Origin of the sequence: Bartonella sp. AU16XJBT (assembly GCF_028618665.1) — a bacterium.
Taxonomy (GTDB): domain Bacteria; phylum Pseudomonadota; class Alphaproteobacteria; order Rhizobiales; family Rhizobiaceae; genus Bartonella.
This window is the reverse complement of the sequence record NZ_JAQITF010000008.1, coordinates 71,423-89,982: the sequence shown is the minus strand read 5'-3', so window position 1 is coordinate 89,982 and position 18,560 is coordinate 71,423. Positions and strand designations below refer to the sequence as shown.

Sequence of the window (18,560 nt, the reverse complement as noted above, 5' to 3'; positions counted from 1 at the left end):
TTTAAACTATAGAGAGACGATTGGGGCGGCGATATGAAACTTAAATTTAAACAACAAGAATTTCAAAATGATGCGGTTAAAAGCGTCATTGATTTATTTAAAGGCCAACCACAACAGCATTCTTCTTTTTCCTTGCTTTCAGAACAAGGACAATTAGCGTTAAAGGAATTTGGCTATGGTAATCAATTATTGATTAGTGATGAAAGCATATTAGCAAATTTACGAGAGGTGCAACAGAACAATAAACTCTTGGCAAGTGAGACGTTAGAGCAAAAGCAGTTTTCTATTGAGATGGAAACGGGGACAGGCAAAACTTATGTCTATAGCAAGACGATTTTTGAGTTAAATCAACGCTATGGCTTTACCAAATTTATTATTGTCGTACCAAGTGTTGCTATTCGCGAAGGGGTATATAAATCACTGCAGGTAACGAGGGAGCATTTTCAAGCAGAGTTTAATAATCTACCCTATCGTTATTTTATTTATAATTCAAAAGATCTTTCGCAAATTCGCCAATTTGCAAGCTCGACCAATATTGAAATTATGATTATCAATATTGATGCATTTAAAAAAGCAGAAAATATTATCAACCTTCCGCAGGATAGACTGAATGGCGAAAGTGCTATGCGCTATATCCAAGACACAAATCCGATTGTGATCATAGATGAACCGCAATCGGTGGATAATACAGCAAAAGCGAAGGAGGCTATTGCAAGCCTTAACCCACTTTGTGTTTTTCGCTATAGTGCCACGCATAAAGATGAGATTAATCTTTTATATCGTTTAACACCTGTTGATGCTTATCAAAAAGGACTAGTGAAGCAAATTTGTGTCTCTTCTAACCAGATAGAGCAAGATTTTAACCGTCCCTATATTGCCTTGAAATCCGTATCCCACGAACATGGCTTTAAGGCGCGCTTAGAATTGGATATTGCGGGAAAGAATGGCACTGTTAGCCGCAAAACAGTTACAGTGAGGCAAGGCGATGATCTGTATCACGTTACGGGCGGGCGTGAGCTTTATAGGGGTTATATTGTTTCGGGTATTAATTGTATGGCAGGGGATGAAGCTGTTGAATTTTCTGATACTGAAATTGTCAAATTTGGCCACGCGCTTGGTGATGTGAATACAATAGAGCTTAAACGCGCGCAAATTTATCGCACGATAGAAACACATTTAGATAAGGAATTGCGGCTTGTGCCTTTAGGGATTAAAGTTTTATCACTTTTTTTTATTGATGAGGTGGCTAAATATCGTAGCTCTGATGAAGAGCCAGCACTTTATGAGCGTATGTTTGAAGAATGTTATGAAGAGTTGTTGGCGAAAGAGAAATATGCCTCCTTGCGGACTAAATTTGCTCAAAATGTTCGAAACGTGCACGGCGGTTATTTCTCACAAGACAAGAAGGGTGTGTATAAGGATACAAAGGGCGACAGCCAAGCTGATGATGACACTTATAACACGATTATGCGCGATAAAGAGTGGTTATTATCTTTTGCATGCCCTTTGCGTTTTATCTTTTCGCATTCGGCTTTGAGAGAAGGCTGGGATAATCCAAATGTATTTCAAGTGTGCATGTTGATTGAGCAAAAATCGAATTTTACTACACGGCAAAAGATTGGTCGCGGTTTGCGCTTGTGCGTAAACCAACAAGGTGAACAGGTGGAAGATAAAGATATAAATGTGCTGCATGTCATGGTGAATGAAAGCTTTGCTGAGTTTGTGAGTACATTGCAAAAAGAATTAGAGGCGGATATTGGTTATAAACTTGGTACATTGCAGATGGAGCAGTTGGTTGGCCGTGTTTATGAAGATGTAAAATATGTTGCCGCTAAAGTGGAAGTATCGCAAGCACAAGAAATTGTTAAAACACTTGTTGCAAAAGATTTGATTGATGAGTCGGGTGCCGTTAAAGTAGATAAAGATTTAGTGGCGAGCGAATTTGAAGCTATAGGGGCGGAGGAAATGTCATGCGAATTGCGTCAAGAAATTGTGAAAAAAATTGACGCGGGCGCGCTTATTAATGTTGAGACACTGCAAGATGTGACTTATGTGACAGCTGTGACGGAAAAAAAGATTCTGTCTCCGCAAGAGGCTGCTGATATATTGGTTGAGTTGCGTGAAAAAGCTTTGCTTACATCAGCAGGAAAAATCACAGATACATTAAAAGCACAATGTGCGGCTGGGACGTTGGATTTAAGTGAACGTTTTAGTAAAGGGCAAAAGCGGGCTGTGCTGCAGGCGCTAGAAGCGAGCCAAGCTATGCCGATTCGTAATGCTACGCGCGAGGTGCGGGTTAAGCTTAAAAAGCAAACAGTGGTTTCGCCCGAGTTTTTGGACTTGTGGGAGAAGATCAATAAAAAGACCACTTATCGTGCAAAGTTTGATCGCACAGAGTTTGTCGCCAAAGCAGTGGATGCAGTGGAAAAAATGGCGCCAGTTGCGCCTGCGCATTTGGTTTATCAAACAGCAGAGATAGAACTGGATAGTGCTGGTGTGACCTATGAAGAGCAATTATTAAAGCAGAGTGCGCTTGATTATAGTTGGTGTGCATTGCCGAATATTGTACATTATTTGACCTTAAAGCTGAAATTAACCGCAAAGACAATTATTGGTATTTTGATAAAGAGTGGTCGTGAGCATGAATTTGTGAAAAATCCACAAGCTTTTTTAGAGCGCATAGAAGAAATACTCGATAAAACCCATGTTAATCTTACAATTGATGGCATCAAATATTTAAAGCTGGTTGGGCAAGAATATAGTGTGCAAGAGCTTTTTACCAGTGAAGAGCTTGTGGCGAATTTAGAGCGTACAGCTGTTGCGAGTGAGAAGAGTGTGTATGATCATGTGGTTTATGAAAGCAGTGTGGAGAAAGAGTTTGCACAAAGTCTTGAAAATGATCCTGAAGTCAGATTGTTTTTTAAACTGCCAAGAAGTTTTAAAATAGCCACTCCCATAGGTTCTTATACGCCTGATTGGGCGGTCTTTTTAGAGCGGGATGGCGAACAAAAGCTTTACTTTGTGCTAGAGACAAAAGGGGCGAACAGCGAGTTTGATTTACGTCTTAAAGAAATACTGAAGATTAAATGCGGCAAAGCGCATTTTGCCGCGCTGCGAACGAGTGTTGCGTTTAACGAACAGCCGGTGACAAATTGGCGTGAATATAAGCGTACTTTGCCAGAAGGGGAGCGTGAGTTTTCAAGTGCTGCGGTGGTTGTTGCAGAATGATTGGTGCATGAAATACTTAACGTGAGTGCGTGGGGAAGAGCAAAGCTTTTTATATCAAGATGATAAATTGATAAAAGGTAGCTACAAAATAGCTATAATGTGTACTTTATTCTAAATTTAATTGTTTTCATTGAATACGGGAGGTAAAGTTATGAAAACTAAAAGTATGTATAAACCACTGAAAAAAATCAAATTAAGCGGGTTGATGTTGTTGCGCTAAACGTCTGAGCAAGTAAGCAGAAAATGGCTTCTCGAGGCACTTTTACGAATTGAGGTTTTAAAATATATAAAGCTGGCGGCAAAAAGCTGCTAGCTTTATAGCTTTTGGATATATTAATGACGATAGATTATGAAGTTAAAAAGTTGCTCTATGGCTGTGGAGCAATGAGCGGAATTCGGCTAATTACAGGTTCCTTCCATGCTTTCTTTTTGTTGTCTATGGGCGTTAGTATAACACAGTTAGCTTTATTGCAAATTGTGTTTAGCGTGGCTATTTGTATTTTTGAAGTGCCTTGCGGGATTTTAGGAGATAAAATCGGCGTTAAACAAAATGTTACCTTATCATGTTTCTTTTTTTCGCTCTTCTTCTTTTTATGTATCTACGCGCCTAATCTTTCTGTCTTAATTCCGGCAGAAATTATTTATGCTTTAGGCTTTGCTTTATGTTCTGGCGCTGATAGCACATGGATTAAAGGTTTAATCGACGGTGGTGGTTACAAGGGTAGTTTGATCTACCACCAAGTAAACGCCTATAAGCGAGAACTGACAGCATTCATGAATACGGTTGCTGGTGCGCTAGGTGTCCTTATTGTTTTGTGTATGGATAATTATCAGTCGGCATATTATTTTTGTTCTTTCGGGTTTCTCATGCTTGTATTCTTTTTTAGTCGGGTGAGGGGGATAGATATTGCATCCGTTTCGGGTAGTCAGTCAATAGACTCGGGTTCTCTGTTGCATGCAAAAGAAGCTTTTTCTCATTTAGTTACCTCAAAAATCGGGTTATATTATATATTGATATGTGGTTTTATTGTTGCCGCATTGCAGCCAATATTTCATTTTTGGCAGCCTTTTATTTTGGGACAAACAGGAGTATTAGACAATGCAACGGGAAAGACTAAAATTCTTATTCTTGGCTTGTGCTTTGTGTCTTATACTCTCGTAAAATACTTATTTAATCGCTTTGTAATTAAATATCTTATGCACAAATATGCTCCTATGGCGATAACTTTGTGCTCACTCGTTCTGAGTGCTGTTGTTATGCTTGCTCTGCTTCTCGTTGCAAACAGTTGGGCCCCTATTATTTTATTCACCGTATTTCACAGTTTTTTTTCTGTCCCTATGACGCAGTTTGAAGCAGAATTTTTTAAACATATTCAACAAAAGAATGCAAATACGGTTTTATCCATTGTTAGTTTTCTTGCACGTATTTTTGGTATTTTAGCGCTTGTGCTGATTGGTTTGTTGGCAAACAATGTTTGTATAGAAGCTGCTTTTTGTTTCACCTTGCTTTGTATATGTTTAATTATCCCGCTTAATTTGGCCTGGCTTTATACGGATAAAAAGTTAATAAAAGACGAGGAGGTTTGAAAGTGAAGATACAGTTGAACAGAGCCTTGCCTGTGACTTACGTAAAGACACAGGAAAAAATAGTGTGTGGGTCATCTTATATGGATTTAGTCGAAATTAATAGCTGTCCATCGTTTTTAGGAGAGATGCTTACCGATTTGAATGCGTCAAATGATTGTGCTTCTTATTAGTCAGAAATATCGCGAACGAGCATAACAAAGTACCTGCGTTTTCTGACAACTCGGTCGGCTTTGTTTTTTTACATATGTAAGCAGCGGGTAAGAGAAGGTTAGCACTGGTGTATGACTTGCAGTACCAAAAGTTTTATTAAAAATACTAAAAATGGATGTGCAAGACGAACAAACACTTGCTGAGGATCTTTTATCAACGACTGTAGCTGCTTGGGGGCATAATATTGTATAAAAAAACGCATGGCATGAGGTCCAAAAAACGCATAAAAGTGCATTGCACTTCTCAGAACTGCTCATTTCCTTTTAGTTTAATGAGTGCTCATTATGCATCCTTTAGGCAAGACTTGCGATGGAAGGACTTTACGGAAAAAATCAATGCGTTTTATTTAAAAGATTCAAGCTTAATACGTTCTTCAATAGGGAAGGGTATTTCACAATGTTTGTTGTGATGAAGCAATTGCTCTCTCTTGGCATGCCACTGGCTGTTGGGTTTATCTCGCAGATGATGATTTCCTTTACAGATGCAGCGCTTGTGGCGCATTTAGGTGTTCAAGCCTTAAGTGGTACAATGTTAGCTCTGAGTCTGTTTAGTTTTGTGATGTTGTTGGGGCTAGGGATTATTACTGCGGTTGCACCAAAACTTGCGGAAAGTTTTCGCAGACAAGATAGATATGCATTGAAGGCGTGGTTTGATCAAGGAATATGGCTTTCCCTTTTGATTGGAATGATGAGTGCAATCATTTTACTCAATACGAGGAATATTTTGTGTCTTCTCGAACAAGATGAGACAATTGCTAAGATAGCGCAGGAATATAATAGTGGTGCTGCTATAGGGGTGGTGTTTTTTTATCTTTATGTAAATAGCCGTGGATTACTTTCAGCAATTGGTCATCCCAAGCCCTTAACTTTTGTTATGCTTGCAGCTATCCCTATGAATTTTCTTATTTCTTGGCTGCTTATTTTTGGTATAGGTCCTGCAAGCGGATTAGGTGTCTTTGGTGCTGGAATTGCGAGTAGTTTGATCCGTATTTTGATTGTTATGGCAGTGGCAATCATTCTGTCCCACAATTCTGCTTTTCATTCCTTTCACTTTCATTATTTGCGACCAAAGTTTGAGATTTCACGAATCATAAAATTGCTGTTCGTAGGATTTCCCATTGGTATACGTATTCTTATTGCGGAAGGTTTTCCTTCTGTCATTGCCTTCATGATTACAGCTTTTGGGGTTGAAGCTTTGGCAGCACATACGATTGGAATGCGTCTTGATATGCTTATTTCTGTGGTGGCTTTGGGTATTTCTAGCGCAGCCGCGACAATAGCAGCGTGGTATAGGGCAGATGGGAATCATATGGCTCTAAAACAGTTACGTATGAATGTCACAATTTTTGCTATAGCTTATGTCTTGTTTTTATCAGGGGGTGTTTATTTTTCTTATGAATTCATTCTTTCAATCATCTTTGACATTTCTTCAGTCCACGTTATTGTTTTCTCTTGGGAGTTGCTTCCGTTTATCTTATTGTCTTTTGCTTTTGGCACTTTAGGAGCCATGCTCAATGGCATACTTATGGGTTTGCTTGATACGTTTTGGCCAACAATTGTTGTAACAATAAGCTATTGGGGGATAGGCTTATTTGGGGGAGCTCTCATGGCACATTTTTTTGAATATGGCTTTATTGGCTTGGCATGATTGGTGCCAGTTTAATCGTTTCTCTCTTTAATTATATGCGCGTGGGGTATTTAATAAAACGCAATCCTATGTTTGGGGCGGGATGAGATTGAGGCGGGAATTAGTTGTTGGTGGCTATGAATGCGGGATTTTTGGCTTGTGCTGGGAGTGTTTTTGCGTGCATAGACACATTTGTGGAAAGTGCTGCGATTCAACATTATTCAAGCTTATTACGAGTTTAGTCATCACTTTTTTTACGCCGAGGTTTCTCAAGGGCTTTAATTGCTTTATCAAAATCAGATTCAAATAATTTATCTTGAACGATGCGGTATTTTTCAAATTCAGTTTCGGCATGGTCTTTGACAATCTTTGCTGTGATTGTGCCAGAATTTTGTAAAATATTTCGCTGCTCAAGCTCAAGGAGCTTACCTAATTGTTTTGCCCAATCTTCCATAGTCATTGGTATTTTTCGCTCTGCGCGGCTCTCTACTAAATCAAGATAAGCATTAACAATTAAGCCAAGCTGCTTAAGTTCATCTTGTGTTAGGTCGTTTTTAGCAATTGTGATATCGGTTTTTACAATTTTACTATGTGGAGATTTACTATGTGGAGAATTCTCCCACGTTGCTAAGCCCATATGTTCTTTTTTGCTGTCTGCTCGCTTAAACATCAGTTCATCTGCTGTTTGTCCGTGCACAGCGAAATGCATACTTATTCTGAACTTTTGCGAAAAACTCGTGTGTCGTTGGCGCATCTTTGTTATAATCTATACTGGTTGTATAAATATAATCTATACTGGTTGTATAAATATGTGTAATTTTTTGATACCGTTTTCACTAAGGCGAATTTCTCTTATTTCAGCGAGTAAATGTTCTAAATAATCTTCATTAAGAGTCATGCCGTTCTCAAGGTGCTTTTTGTCTATGACATAGCTTCTAATTGCAAAATCACGTAATATTTGCGTTGCCCATTGTCGAAATTGTGTCGCGCGTTTGGAATTAACCCGATATTCAACAGCGATAATGGCATCGAGGTTATAAAATTGAGTATTATAGTTTTTACCATCAGAGGCAGTTATCCGGAAAATCCGGATAACTGAGTTTTCATCTAATTCTTGAGTTTCAAATATATTTTTTAAATGTTTTCTGATTGTACGTACATCTACGCTGAATAACTCTGCCATGAGCTTTTGACTAAGCCAGATTGTATCATTTTCATAGCGAACTTTAATGCTGTCTTCACCAGCTTGTTGAGTGAAAATCAGAAATTCAGCAGTGCTATTGCGGATGGTTAATTTTTTAGGGGGCATCTGATACCTTCTTAAAACGCGTCTTTTGCTGCTGAATGCTACGAGTTTTCTGTTGGCTGTCAAACGATATTGGCAAAAGGCTAAGGACAATAATTCACGCTCGTTTGCACTGTTTATATAAGAAGAAGATTAGCACGCGATATATGACGTGCAGTACCATTTCCCCATCATGTTTGATACAATCAGCAGCTTAGAATGATGATAAGAACGATTTTGCTTTGATAGACGTTATATATTCTATAAAAATTAAGTTGATTAAAATATTTTTTGTGACATTCATGCATGGGATGGTACCATAATAGCGGGGCTTGATTGTGTTTTAAGTTGGTGTGTTATGGCTGTGAAAAATGGTAAACAAATAAAAAGTAAGGGTTCTAAGCCTGTTTCTGGTTTTCTTAAAAATTTGCGTGGTGTAAGCAACTGGCAGCAAGTTTTACAATGGCTTTCTTTTCGTAATGTAGAAGATATTGAGTGTATTACGCCTGATCAAGCAGGTGTGCCGCGTGGCAAGATGATGCTTTCTAAAAAATTTACATCGGAAACATCATTAGCGCTACCTTCAGCGGTTTTTATGGCAACAATTTCAGGAGATTATCCTGAAGATGGACACGGCTTTGAATATCCCAAAACCGATGGTGATCTGCGTCTTGAGCCTGATTTGTCTACGTTAAGTATCGTGCCATGGGAAGAGGCCCCTACGGCACAGGTGATTTGTGATCTTGTATATCAAAATGGACAGGTCGTCGATTATACACCGCGAAATGTTTTGCGAAAAGTTGTCAATTTTTATACGCAAATGGGTCTAAAACCAGTTGTTTCACCAGAAATTGAGTTTTATTTAGTAGAGAAAAATCCTGATCCGGATTATCCTTTAGTTCCTCCTGTTGGTCGTTCTGGACGTTCAATTGGTGGAGGACAGGGCTATTCAATTGCCGGTGTGAATGAGTTTGATGAGTTCATTGATGATATTTATCATTTTTCGGAAGCGCAAGGATTGGAGATTGATACGCTTATTCACGAGGAAGGGGCCGGTCAGTTTGAAATCAATTTACGTCATGGTGATCCGATAGAATTGGCTGATCAAGTTTTTATGTTCAAACGCACAATTCGTGAAGCAGCACTTAAACATAATATGTATGCAACTTTTATGGCTAAGCCCATTCAAGGACAGCCGGGTTCTGCTATGCATATTCACCAATCAGTCGTTGATAAGAAGACAGGGATGAATATTTTTACGCAGGAAGATGGTGGAGAAAGTATTTGTTTTCGCCATTTTATTGGTGGATTACAAAGACATATGGCAGGGGGACTTGTCATGCTTGCGCCTTATGTAAATTCTTATCGACGTCTTATGCCGGATGTTTCAGCACCTGTTAATTTGCGATGGGGATACGATAACCGTACCACAGCATTTCGTGTCCCTCGTTCTGCTCCTCAAGCGCGGCGTGTCGAGAATAGGCTCCCTTCGTCAGATGCGAATCCTTATTTAGCCCTTGCAGCTTCTCTAGCGTGTGGTCTCATTGGTTTACAGCAAAAAATTGAACCGGATGAGCCAACAACAAATAATGTGAATGCTGATAATATTGAGTTACCGCGTGGTCTTATTGAAGCGGTTAATTTATTTGAACAAGATACAGAAATACGTGCTATTCTAGGAGATGTGTTTGTCAGTACTTATGCTGCGATCAAACGACAAGAGTTTGAAACTTTTATGGAAGTGATTAGCCCGTGGGAGCGCGAATATCTCTTGCTTAATGTTTGAGGTTTATCACGATGATTGGCTCTAATCCAATTTCTCCAGGAATTTCTTGGTATGAAGATACTTTAGAAGAACGCCCCTCTTATCCTTCTTTTTGTGAAGATAGACAGTGTGATGTGGTCATTATTGGAGGTGGATTTACAGGACTTTCAGCTGCTTATCATTTAGCGAAGGCTGGAGTGGATGTTGTTTTGTTTGAAGCATCACGTTTTGGTGATGGTGCTTCGGGACGCAATGGTGGACAACTAGGAACGGGGCAACGGCAATGGGCCGAAACATTAGAGAAAAAATATGGTTTTGAGCGCAGTAAAGTGCTATTTGATTTAGCAGAAGAAGCAAAAAGAGATATTTTATCTTTATGCGCGATGCCTAATTACCCTTGTGATTTTATAGGGGGGCAGCTTTCTGTAACCCATAAAAGGCATGAGCTTCTCTCTTATCAACGGCATATTGAGGCGATGCAGCGTTATGGTTATCACGCACTTACTTTTATGGATCGGGCAGAAATATCTGAGCGACTTGGATCGCCTTTTTATTGTGGTGGTATTTATGATGCGGATACCGGCCATATAAATCCCTTAAAATTGATTGTTGGGTTGGCAAAAAGAGCCAAAGATGCTGGTGCTAAACTTTATGAAAAGATACAAGTAACAACCATGAAGAGCAGGGGGGCTCATTGGAAAGTGATAACAGAAAAAGGGAGTATAACAGCAGAGCATGTTTTACTCGCAACCAATGGGTATAAACTTGGGCTTCAGCGTTTTATTCAGAAAAATATTGTTTCTATTCGCTCTTATATTGGAGCAACGGAACCATTACCAAAGAACAGTAAAATTCTCATGGGGGGTGAATCGGTTGATGATTCCCGTTTTATGGTTCGCTATTTTCGCAAAAGCATTGATAATCGTCTCTTATTTGGGGGTGTAGAAAGTTACAATAATAAGAATCCTGTAAATTTAGATGCACGAATAAAACGGCAAATTGCTGAAATTTATCCTCAATTACACTCTATCAATCTCAGCCATCGTTGGGGGGCAACGGTTGCCATCACGGTTGAGCGTATGCCTTATGTTCGCCAACTTTTCTCAAGGATGACTTATTGTGGCGGTTATTCAGGGCATGGCGTTATGCTTGCTCCTTTTATGGGAAAATTGTACGCAGAATGGTTGACAGGGAATCATGAACGTTTTGCTTATTTTCAGGACTTAAAGATTTCATCTTTTCCGGGAGGAAGCGTTTTGCGTTATCCACTTATATTTTTAGCAATGCGTTGGTTTTCTTTAATGGATCGCCTTTAATAGAAACATTGATTGAAATGTAGAAAATTAATGGCTTATTTAGTATCTGTCTGCTTTAATGATGGAAGCTTTTATAAGTAATATGGGATTTCATAATCGAATAGAAAAATAAATAAGTTCATGGCGCGTAAAATTACTCCAGTTTCTTCTTTTGATTGTATTGTTTTTGGTGGCAATGGTGATCTGGCTTCACGCAAACTTTTGCCGGCCTTGTATCATTGCCAGTGTGTTGGGCAATTTAGTGAGCCAACACGTATTATTGGCGTTTCGCGCACTTCCTTAAGTCGTGAAGAATATCAAAATTTTGTCCAAGCTTGTTTAGAAAAACATATCCATCCAAAAGATCTCAATTCAACTGAACTCCATCGCTTTCTTGCACGTTTAACTTACGTTTCTGTTGATGTTTCCTCAAACCGAGGGTGGGAGGATTTAGCCCTTTTTTTGTCACAAGATTCAGCAGATATTCGAGCTTTTTATTTGGCTGTTGGTTCGTCACTTTTTGCTGATATCGCGATGAAGTTGGGGAAAAGCAATTTGGTAACACCACAAACACGAATTATCATTGAAAAACCAATTGGTTGTGATGCAAAAACAGCGGTTTGGCTTAATGATGCATTTGCAAGTGTTTTTAATGAAGAACAGATCTTCCGCATTGACCATTATCTTGGGAAGGAAACTGTCCAAAATTTAATGGCATTGCGATTTGTGAATACACTTTATGAACCGCTATGGAACGCGAACTATATTGATCATGTTCAGATAACCGTTGCTGAATCTTTAGGGTTGGAGGGGCGTACAGAATATTATGAGAGTACTGGTGCTCTACGCGATATGGTTCAAAACCATATGCTGCAGCTTCTTTGTTTGGTTGCGATGGAAATACCATTTATCAACAGTGCCAATGCTGTGCGTGATGAAAAACTTAAAGTTTTGCATTCTTTAACACCTCTTGATGTGCGTAACGTAGAGCAGAACACTGTGCGTGGGCAGTATCTTGCTGGTTTATCAAATGGTATATCTGTAGAGTCTTATTTTGATGACTTGGGAAGAGAAAGTGAGAGCGAAACATTTGTCGCGCTTAAGGTTAAGATTGATAACTGGCGTTGGGCCGATACACCTTTTTATTTAAGAACAGGTAAGCGCATGTTCACGCGAATGTCTGAAATTGTTATCGTATTTAAACCTATTCCTCATAATATTTTTGATGTGGATTTAGATGAAATTTTTTCTAATCGGCTTGTTATTCGTCTCCAACCGGATGAAGGTGTAAAACAATGGTTGATGATTAAGGATCCGAGTTATGGCGGTATGCGGTTTCGTCATATTCCATTAGACATGAGTTTTGCTTCTGCATTTTCTGAACGTAACCCTGATGCTTATGAACGTTTATTAATGGACGTTATTCGTGGAGATCAAACACTGTTTATGCGTCGTGATGAAGTTGAGGCTGCTTGGCGTTGGATTGATCCAATCATTGAGGGATGGGAAGCAATAAAACAGCCTGTTCATGGTTATAGTGCTGGTTCATGGGGTCCCACTGCTTCGACAATCCTTATGGAACGTGATGGACGTATATGGAACAATTTAATTTAGAGCAGTAAGTATGTATAGAATGAATATTGACCGTTTAAATTTTGAAACACCCACAACTCTTGCTTTAGCATTGGCTGACCGTGTTGCAGCAGAGCTTAGTATAGCTGTTTTAGAGCGCAAGCGTGCGATTTTAGCTGTTTCTGGTGGTAAAACGCCAGAATTGTTTTTTCATTATTTATCAAAAGCAGATATTGATTGGCAAAATATCATTATCACTTTGGTTGATGAACGTTTTGTCCCTGCGCACGATGAACGTTCAAATGAACATATGGTACGGTGTCATTTATTACAGAATTTTGCTGCAAAAGCACGTTTTGTAGGGCTTTATCATAAAGCAATTACTGCTGAACTTGCTGCTTTTTCAGCAGCAAATCGTATTAATAGTTTGCCTAAACCCTTTGATGTTGTTGTTTTAGGAATGGGGATTGATGGACATACGGCTTCCTTTTTTCCTGATGCTGATCGTCTAAAGCAAGCACTTGATCTTCGAACACAAGCACTTGTTCTACCACTTCATGCAAAAAGTGCCATTGAGCCAAGACTCTCTCTAACGCTGCCAGTTATTATGCAATCTCGTTGCATTATTCTCCATTTCGAAGGTTTTCAGAAACGCGACTGTTTTGAAGAAGCTTGTCAAGATGGGTCTGAAATAGAAAAGCCGGTTCGGGCGATTTTGCGTAATTCTCCTCATCTTGTGCAGGTTTATTGGTCGCCTGCAGAAAATGAAATAAGTGAATTAAAATATGAGAGACAAGGTGAATAGAAACGCACTCTCTCTTTAATGAATGAGGGGGAGCATCAATGAAGGGGGGAAGTAAATATGGCACTTTCCAAGACAATTGCCACAGTTACACGAAGGATTTATGAACGCTCTCGACCTACACGAGAAATTTATTTAGATCGTATCGCGAACGCACAGACTCATCGTCCCAAGCGGAGTTTTTTGGGATGTGCTAATCAGGCTCATGGTTTTGCTGCTTGTGGTGCAATAGACAAAGAGCGTTTGAAGGGAAATATCGTTGGGAATATTGGCATTATCACGGCATATAACGATATACTTTCAGCACATCAACCTTTTGAAAAGTTTCCTAACTTAATTAAAGAGGCGGCCCGTATGGTTGGTGGTGTTGCACAGGTAGCAGGGGGTGTTCCTGCGATGTGCGATGGTGTTACGCAGGGAAATGCGGGGATGGAGCTTTCCCTTTTTTCGCGTGAAGTGATTGCAATGGCGACAGCTATAAGCTTATCACACGATGTCTTTGATGCAGCATTGTATCTTGGGGTGTGTGATAAAATCGTCCCCGGTTTATTGATTGGTGCACTCACATTTGGTCACTTACCAGGAATTTTTATACCCGCTGGTCCTATGACAACGGGGCAAGGTAATGATGAAAAAGTAAAAATACGTCAACTTTACGCGGAAAATAAAATAGATCGCCAAATATTGCTGGAATCAGAAGCCCGTTCTTATCATGGTCCAGGGACATGTACATTTTATGGGACTGCTAACTCAAATCAGGTGATACTGGAGATGATGGGGCTGCATATGCCGGGAGCTTCTTTTGTCAATGCGAATACACCGTTGCGTGATGCTTTAACAAAAGAAGCTACAAAGCGTGTACTTGAAATGACCGATCTTGGTGATCATTATAGACCACTTGGTATGATCATTGATGAGCGTTCTTTTGTGAATGCCATTGTAGGATTAAATGCAACAGGAGGCTCTACCAATCATACGATTCATTTGATAGCTATCGCTGCGGCTTGCGGTATTCAATTGACATGGCATGATATTGCAGAAATTTCATGCCATGTGCCTCTTTTAGCGCGAATTTATCCGAATGGTTTGGCTGATATCAATCATTTTTATGCAGCAGGGGGTATAGGATTTATTATTCGCGAGCTTATTGAGGCCGGTTTAGTGCATGAAGATGTTGCTACAGTTTTTGGTAAAGATCTCAATGCTTATGCAATTGAAGCAAAGCTTTCTGCTGATGGCTGTGTGGTGCGTGAAGCAGCTCTCAAGGAAAGTGGTGATCATAAGGTGTTAGCAGGTTGGAAAAAACCATTTCAACCGGACGGTGGCCTTCGTGTTTTATCGGGAGATTTGGGAACCGCTATTATAAAAGTTTCATCTGTTAAACCAGAATATTGGCAAATTAAAGCACCAGTCCTTGTCTTTAATGATCAAGAGGAGCTCCAAAAATCTTTTCAATCTGGAGCGTTACATGATAAAGATTTTATCGCTGTTATTCGCTACCAAGGACCAAAAGCCAATGGTATGCCAGAGCTTCATAAATTAACCACCATTTTAGGCGTTTTACAAGATCGCGGTCAAAGGATAGCATTGATAACGGATGGTCGTATGTCCGGAGCATCAGGAAAAGTTCCTGCTGCCATCCATGTGACACCAGAAGCTTTGGATAATGGTCCCATTGCGCGTTTGCAAGACGGTGACATTGTTTTCCTTGATGTTCATGGGGGTAAATTAACTCTTTTAGAGGATTTAGCAAAATTTAACGCGCGAACAATTACACCTCCTGATCTTTCAAAAAACGACTATGGTGTTGGACGCGAACTTTTTCGTGTTTTTCGTCAATTGGTTAATCGTGCAGATCAAGGGGCATCTGTTTTTATGACATGAGGAATGCAAAAAGAAACAAGATGAACCATGTGCAATAATTGTTACAATTCTTAGAATTTTGGTATAGGAAGATTGTGTAATCGGGCGGCGGCTTTGAGTGTATTAACCATAAGCATGGCAATTGTCATGGGGCCAACGCCTCCTGGAACAGGGGTGATTGCAGCAGCTTTTTCTTTTACGTTTTCAAAATCGACATCCCCGACAAGACGCGTTTTTCCTATACCTTTTTCTGGAGCTGGAATGCGGTTAATACCAACGTCAATAACAACTGCGCCATTTTTTACCCAGTCTTTTTTAATCATTTGTGGGCGGCCTACAGCAGCTACGAGAATATCAGCGCTCCGACAGACATCATCAAGGTCACGAGTACGACTATGGGCAATTGTCACAGTAGCATTGGCCGCTGTTAAAAGGGCAGCCATAGGTTTTCCAACAATATTAGAGCGTCCAACAACGACAGCATCAAGTCCAGATAAATCTCGCCCACAATGTCGTTCAATCATCATCATAGCACCAGCGGGTGTGCAGGGAATAATAGCATCTTCAAGTGCATTTGCTGCGAGTTTTCCTACATTGATATAATGAAAACCATCAACATCTTTTTGGAAAGCAACAGCTTGTGTTATGAGGTTTGTATTCATATGGGCTGGGAGAGGTAGCTGTACCAAAATACCATGAATTTTGGGATCAGAATTTAATGTTGCAATAAGTTGAAGGAGCTCTTTTTCTTGCGTTTCTTTGGAAACGACATGTTTGATTGAAAGAAACCCACATTCTTCAGCTTTTTTATTTTTTGAGGCGACATATACTTGACTTGCGGGATCGTCTCCAACGATAATAACAGCGATACTAGGTTGTATATTATAGTTATCGCGGAGTTTTGTTGTTTCAGCCTTAACTTTCACAATAATCTCTTCAGCAAGTTTTTTTCCGTCGATAATATTATTCATGAGAGAGATCCTTTCGGTAAGGCTGTTTGTTTTTTTGTAAAGCATTTTCTAATAATACGATAGAGTTTTATAGCAATATTCATATGAGAACAGTAAGAATGGTTTGATAATGTTGTGGATTTACAGTTTTATAAGACTTTTAAATAATTGCTTTATAAAGAAGCAGCAATATTGCTGTTTGAATAAACTTTGGATAAAGAACAAAAATAATGAAAATACAAAATGGATATGATGAATTATAGGGTTATAAAAAGCCTTTTAACGATTATTTAAGTTTATTTTTAATCTGTTATAGGGGGATACGTGTAGAGGGATATTGTGCGCATCAGAATAATAAAATTTTTGAGCGGAATTTTTATTACAATTATCTTTTTATTTGGAGTGGGGATTCTTGTTTTACCTTATCTTGTCTCTACGGATGCGATTCGTGTTCGTTTAGCGCAAGAGTTGAGTGCATGGACAGGTTATAACGTGCAATTGCGTGATCCACCGCGGTTAAATCTTTTTCCTTATCCTAAAGCGTTGCTTTCTGGCATTACTTTAACATCAAAAATGGATGATGTTGCACCATTAATGGAAGCTGAATCAATAGAAGTTGATCTTTCTGTCGTCGATCTTCTTTGGGGGCGTGTTTCTTTTTCAGAGACGCGGATTGTGCGTCCTCAATTTGTTATGGAAAAGCCCGTTAAAACAATGGCAGATTTTTTTGATCGATTTTCTCACTCACAAGGCGCCTTAGGGTTAGCCATACGCAAGGCACGTGAAATATTAAAACATAACCCTGAACATCCAGAGATAGAACACCTTTTAAAACAACCTTTTGGGCGGATTGTTATTAAAAATGGTGCTCTTGTGTATCATGACAGCTTTTCAGGAGTAGCAGAAAAAATAACAGGATTAAATGCGACTTTAGATTGGCCAGAATCGACTGAGGAAGTACGGTTGCGTGCAGATGCTCGTTGGCGCGGAGAATTTACAAAATTATCAATTGATGCTTCTCAAGCATTGTTGCTTTTGGCAGGAGGAAAAAGCCAGGTTAAGGCAAGTCTTAATTCTGTACGTGGGGGAATAACTTTTACAGGGCAGGCTCGGTTATCTGAATATTATATTTTTGATGGAAAGGTGTCGATGCGTTCACCAAGCTGGAATCAGACTTTGTCTTGGGTTGGAGGAAATCAGTTTTGGGGACATAGATTAACAATACCCATTGTATGGGAATCTCATTTTTTAGCGCGACCAATGCATATCCAAATGAACAGTGTTGCATTTACGATGGGGAAATCCAATGCACGTGGGGCTTTGGAACTTGATTTTCAAGATTATGTACCAAGTGTCATGGGCTCTTTAGCATTTGATAACTTAGACATTAACCTCTTGGACTCAATGTTTTTTTCGGATAAAAAGAAAAATTCATTCTTTGATATGGCGCTTTTTGATCGTATTGGGGTGGATATACGACTTTCTGCGCCACAAGCCAAAATAGGAAATATTTCACTTACAAATTTAGCAGCTGCGATGCAAATAAGAAATGGGCATGGGATTTTTGATCTTGGACATGTCAATATTTGGGGTGGATCCGTTCAAAGTAATATTGAAGTTACGCCAGCTGGACAGAAAATACGTATTGAAGGAACTATTTCAGGGGCTTCTATTGATACGCAGGAGGCTTTAGAAGCCTTAGGATTTATTCCATTTGTACAGAGCAAAACAAATTTTACCGCAGCGATACAAACACTTGTGGGTTCTTGGATGGAAGTTTTTACAAAAATGCAGGGCGGTTTAACGCTGAAGATGTCTTCTGGTCGGCTCTTAGGGTATGATTTGAATGAATTACAAACAAAACTTTCAAGCAAACAGCAATTTCTTTTAACGAGAAATGATTCTCTCTCCACAAGTTTTGATCACTGGGATATTCAGGCAAGCTTTTCAGAAGGGATGATGAAGGTGACAGAGTCATTGATGCGTACAGCAGACTTGAGTTTATCCATACAGGAGGCTGTTACAGCGGCTATTTTTCAAGGGAAGCAGAATGAATTGATACTACAAGCACAATTGCGCAAAAATCATAGGTCAGAAACTTTATGTAAAGATGTCCAATGCCTTGCGAATAGCCTTGCACGGCCTTTTACATTTTCTCTAAGCTCTAAAGGACAAAATCATGGTAATTTTTTGATTACAAAAGATATTGATACCGATTGAGCATTGTTTTTCATTTGTATGACATTTTATTCTATAATAATTCGTCTATTTGCAATTTAAAGCCTTTTTTAAATTTAAATAAGAGATTTCAATATCATAAGATTCTCTCATGTTAAATCTATTCGTGATGAAACCAAAAAACTTCCTCTCCCTCACA

The 18,560-nt window shown here is 39.3% G+C and carries 10 protein-coding genes and 1 pseudogene; 9 read left to right on the top strand and 2 right to left on the bottom strand.

Annotated features, from left to right (window positions below; translation table 11 throughout):
* Positions 1-33 precede the first annotated feature (33 nt).
* The 3 genes from PVV66_RS06180 (at position 34) to PVV66_RS06170 (ending at position 6,672) form a co-directional block, all read left to right on the top strand.
* The gene (locus PVV66_RS06180) at positions 34-3,228 is read left to right on the top strand and encodes a DEAD/DEAH box helicase family protein (RefSeq protein ID WP_273718942.1); all 3,195 of its coding nucleotides are present in this window, start codon (positions 34-36) and stop codon (positions 3,226-3,228) included.
* A gap of 336 nt (positions 3,229-3,564) precedes the next feature.
* The gene (locus tag PVV66_RS06175; RefSeq protein WP_273718943.1) at positions 3,565-4,815 is read left to right on the top strand and encodes an MFS transporter; all 1,251 of its coding nucleotides are present in this window, start codon (positions 3,565-3,567) and stop codon (positions 4,813-4,815) included.
* Between the two features lie 606 nt (positions 4,816-5,421).
* A complete protein-coding gene (locus PVV66_RS06170) occupies positions 5,422-6,672 on the top strand; it encodes an MATE family efflux transporter (protein WP_273718944.1) in 1,251 nt (416 codons plus the stop codon).
* A 217-nt stretch (positions 6,673-6,889) separates the two neighbouring features.
* Here PVV66_RS06170 and rhuM read toward each other — a convergent pair.
* Positions 6,890-7,834: pseudogene (gene rhuM / locus PVV66_RS06165) on the bottom strand (RhuM family protein).
* 460 nt (positions 7,835-8,294) lie between these two features.
* Between rhuM and PVV66_RS06160 the strand changes: the two are divergent.
* The 5 genes from PVV66_RS06160 to edd all read left to right on the top strand — a co-directional run bounded on the left by PVV66_RS06160 (position 8,295) and on the right by edd (position 15,254).
* Complete coding sequence (locus PVV66_RS06160; RefSeq protein WP_273718945.1) at positions 8,295-9,722, top strand: glutamine synthetase family protein; 1,428 nt, start codon at positions 8,295-8,297, stop codon at positions 9,720-9,722.
* An 11-nt stretch (positions 9,723-9,733) separates the two neighbouring features.
* Entirely contained in the window at positions 9,734-11,017 is a 1,284-nt protein-coding gene (locus PVV66_RS06155; protein WP_273718946.1) for an FAD-binding oxidoreductase, read from the top strand.
* A gap of 120 nt (positions 11,018-11,137) precedes the next feature.
* Complete coding sequence (zwf, locus tag PVV66_RS06150) at positions 11,138-12,610, top strand: glucose-6-phosphate dehydrogenase (RefSeq protein ID WP_273718947.1); 1,473 nt, start codon at positions 11,138-11,140, stop codon at positions 12,608-12,610.
* Positions 12,611-12,620: 10 nt separating this feature from the next.
* Positions 12,621-13,373, top strand: a complete 753-nt coding sequence (gene pgl, locus PVV66_RS06145) for a 6-phosphogluconolactonase (RefSeq protein ID WP_273718948.1) — start codon at positions 12,621-12,623, stop codon at positions 13,371-13,373.
* A gap of 57 nt (positions 13,374-13,430) precedes the next feature.
* Positions 13,431-15,254, top strand: coding sequence for a phosphogluconate dehydratase (gene edd / locus PVV66_RS06140; RefSeq protein ID WP_273718949.1), 1,824 nt, complete (start codon positions 13,431-13,433; stop codon positions 15,252-15,254).
* A 50-nt stretch (positions 15,255-15,304) separates the two neighbouring features.
* Here the strand turns inward: edd and folD are convergent, their stop codons facing one another.
* Positions 15,305-16,204, bottom strand: coding sequence for a bifunctional methylenetetrahydrofolate dehydrogenase/methenyltetrahydrofolate cyclohydrolase FolD (gene folD, locus PVV66_RS06135; RefSeq protein ID WP_273718950.1), 900 nt, complete (start codon positions 16,202-16,204; stop codon positions 15,305-15,307).
* A 318-nt stretch (positions 16,205-16,522) separates the two neighbouring features.
* Here folD and PVV66_RS06130 point away from each other — a divergent pair, with 318 nt between their 5' ends.
* Positions 16,523-18,403, top strand: a complete 1,881-nt coding sequence (locus PVV66_RS06130) for an AsmA family protein (protein ID WP_273718951.1) — start codon at positions 16,523-16,525, stop codon at positions 18,401-18,403.
* The last annotated feature ends 157 nt before the right edge of the window (positions 18,404-18,560 follow it).

What these genes read in the sequence shown, in the direction of transcription:
- PVV66_RS06175 (WP_273718943.1), top strand. Translation starts at nt 3,565, where the DNA reads ATGACGATAGATTATGAAGTTAAAAAGTTGCTCTATGGCTGTGGAGCA.
- PVV66_RS06160 (WP_273718945.1), top strand. Translation starts at nt 8,295, where the DNA reads ATGGCTGTGAAAAATGGTAAACAAATAAAAAGTAAGGGTTCTAAGCCT.
- PVV66_RS06155 (WP_273718946.1), top strand. Translation starts at nt 9,734, where the DNA reads ATGATTGGCTCTAATCCAATTTCTCCAGGAATTTCTTGGTATGAAGAT.
- PVV66_RS06180 (WP_273718942.1), top strand. Translation starts at nt 34, where the DNA reads ATGAAACTTAAATTTAAACAACAAGAATTTCAAAATGATGCGGTTAAA.
- pgl (WP_273718948.1), top strand. Translation starts at nt 12,621, where the DNA reads ATGTATAGAATGAATATTGACCGTTTAAATTTTGAAACACCCACAACT.
- PVV66_RS06170 (WP_273718944.1), top strand. Translation starts at nt 5,422, where the DNA reads ATGTTTGTTGTGATGAAGCAATTGCTCTCTCTTGGCATGCCACTGGCT.
- zwf (WP_273718947.1), top strand. Translation starts at nt 11,138, where the DNA reads ATGGCGCGTAAAATTACTCCAGTTTCTTCTTTTGATTGTATTGTTTTT.
- edd (WP_273718949.1), top strand. Translation starts at nt 13,431, where the DNA reads ATGGCACTTTCCAAGACAATTGCCACAGTTACACGAAGGATTTATGAA.
- folD (WP_273718950.1), bottom strand. Translation starts at nt 16,204, where the DNA reads ATGAATAATATTATCGACGGAAAAAAACTTGCTGAAGAGATTATTGTG.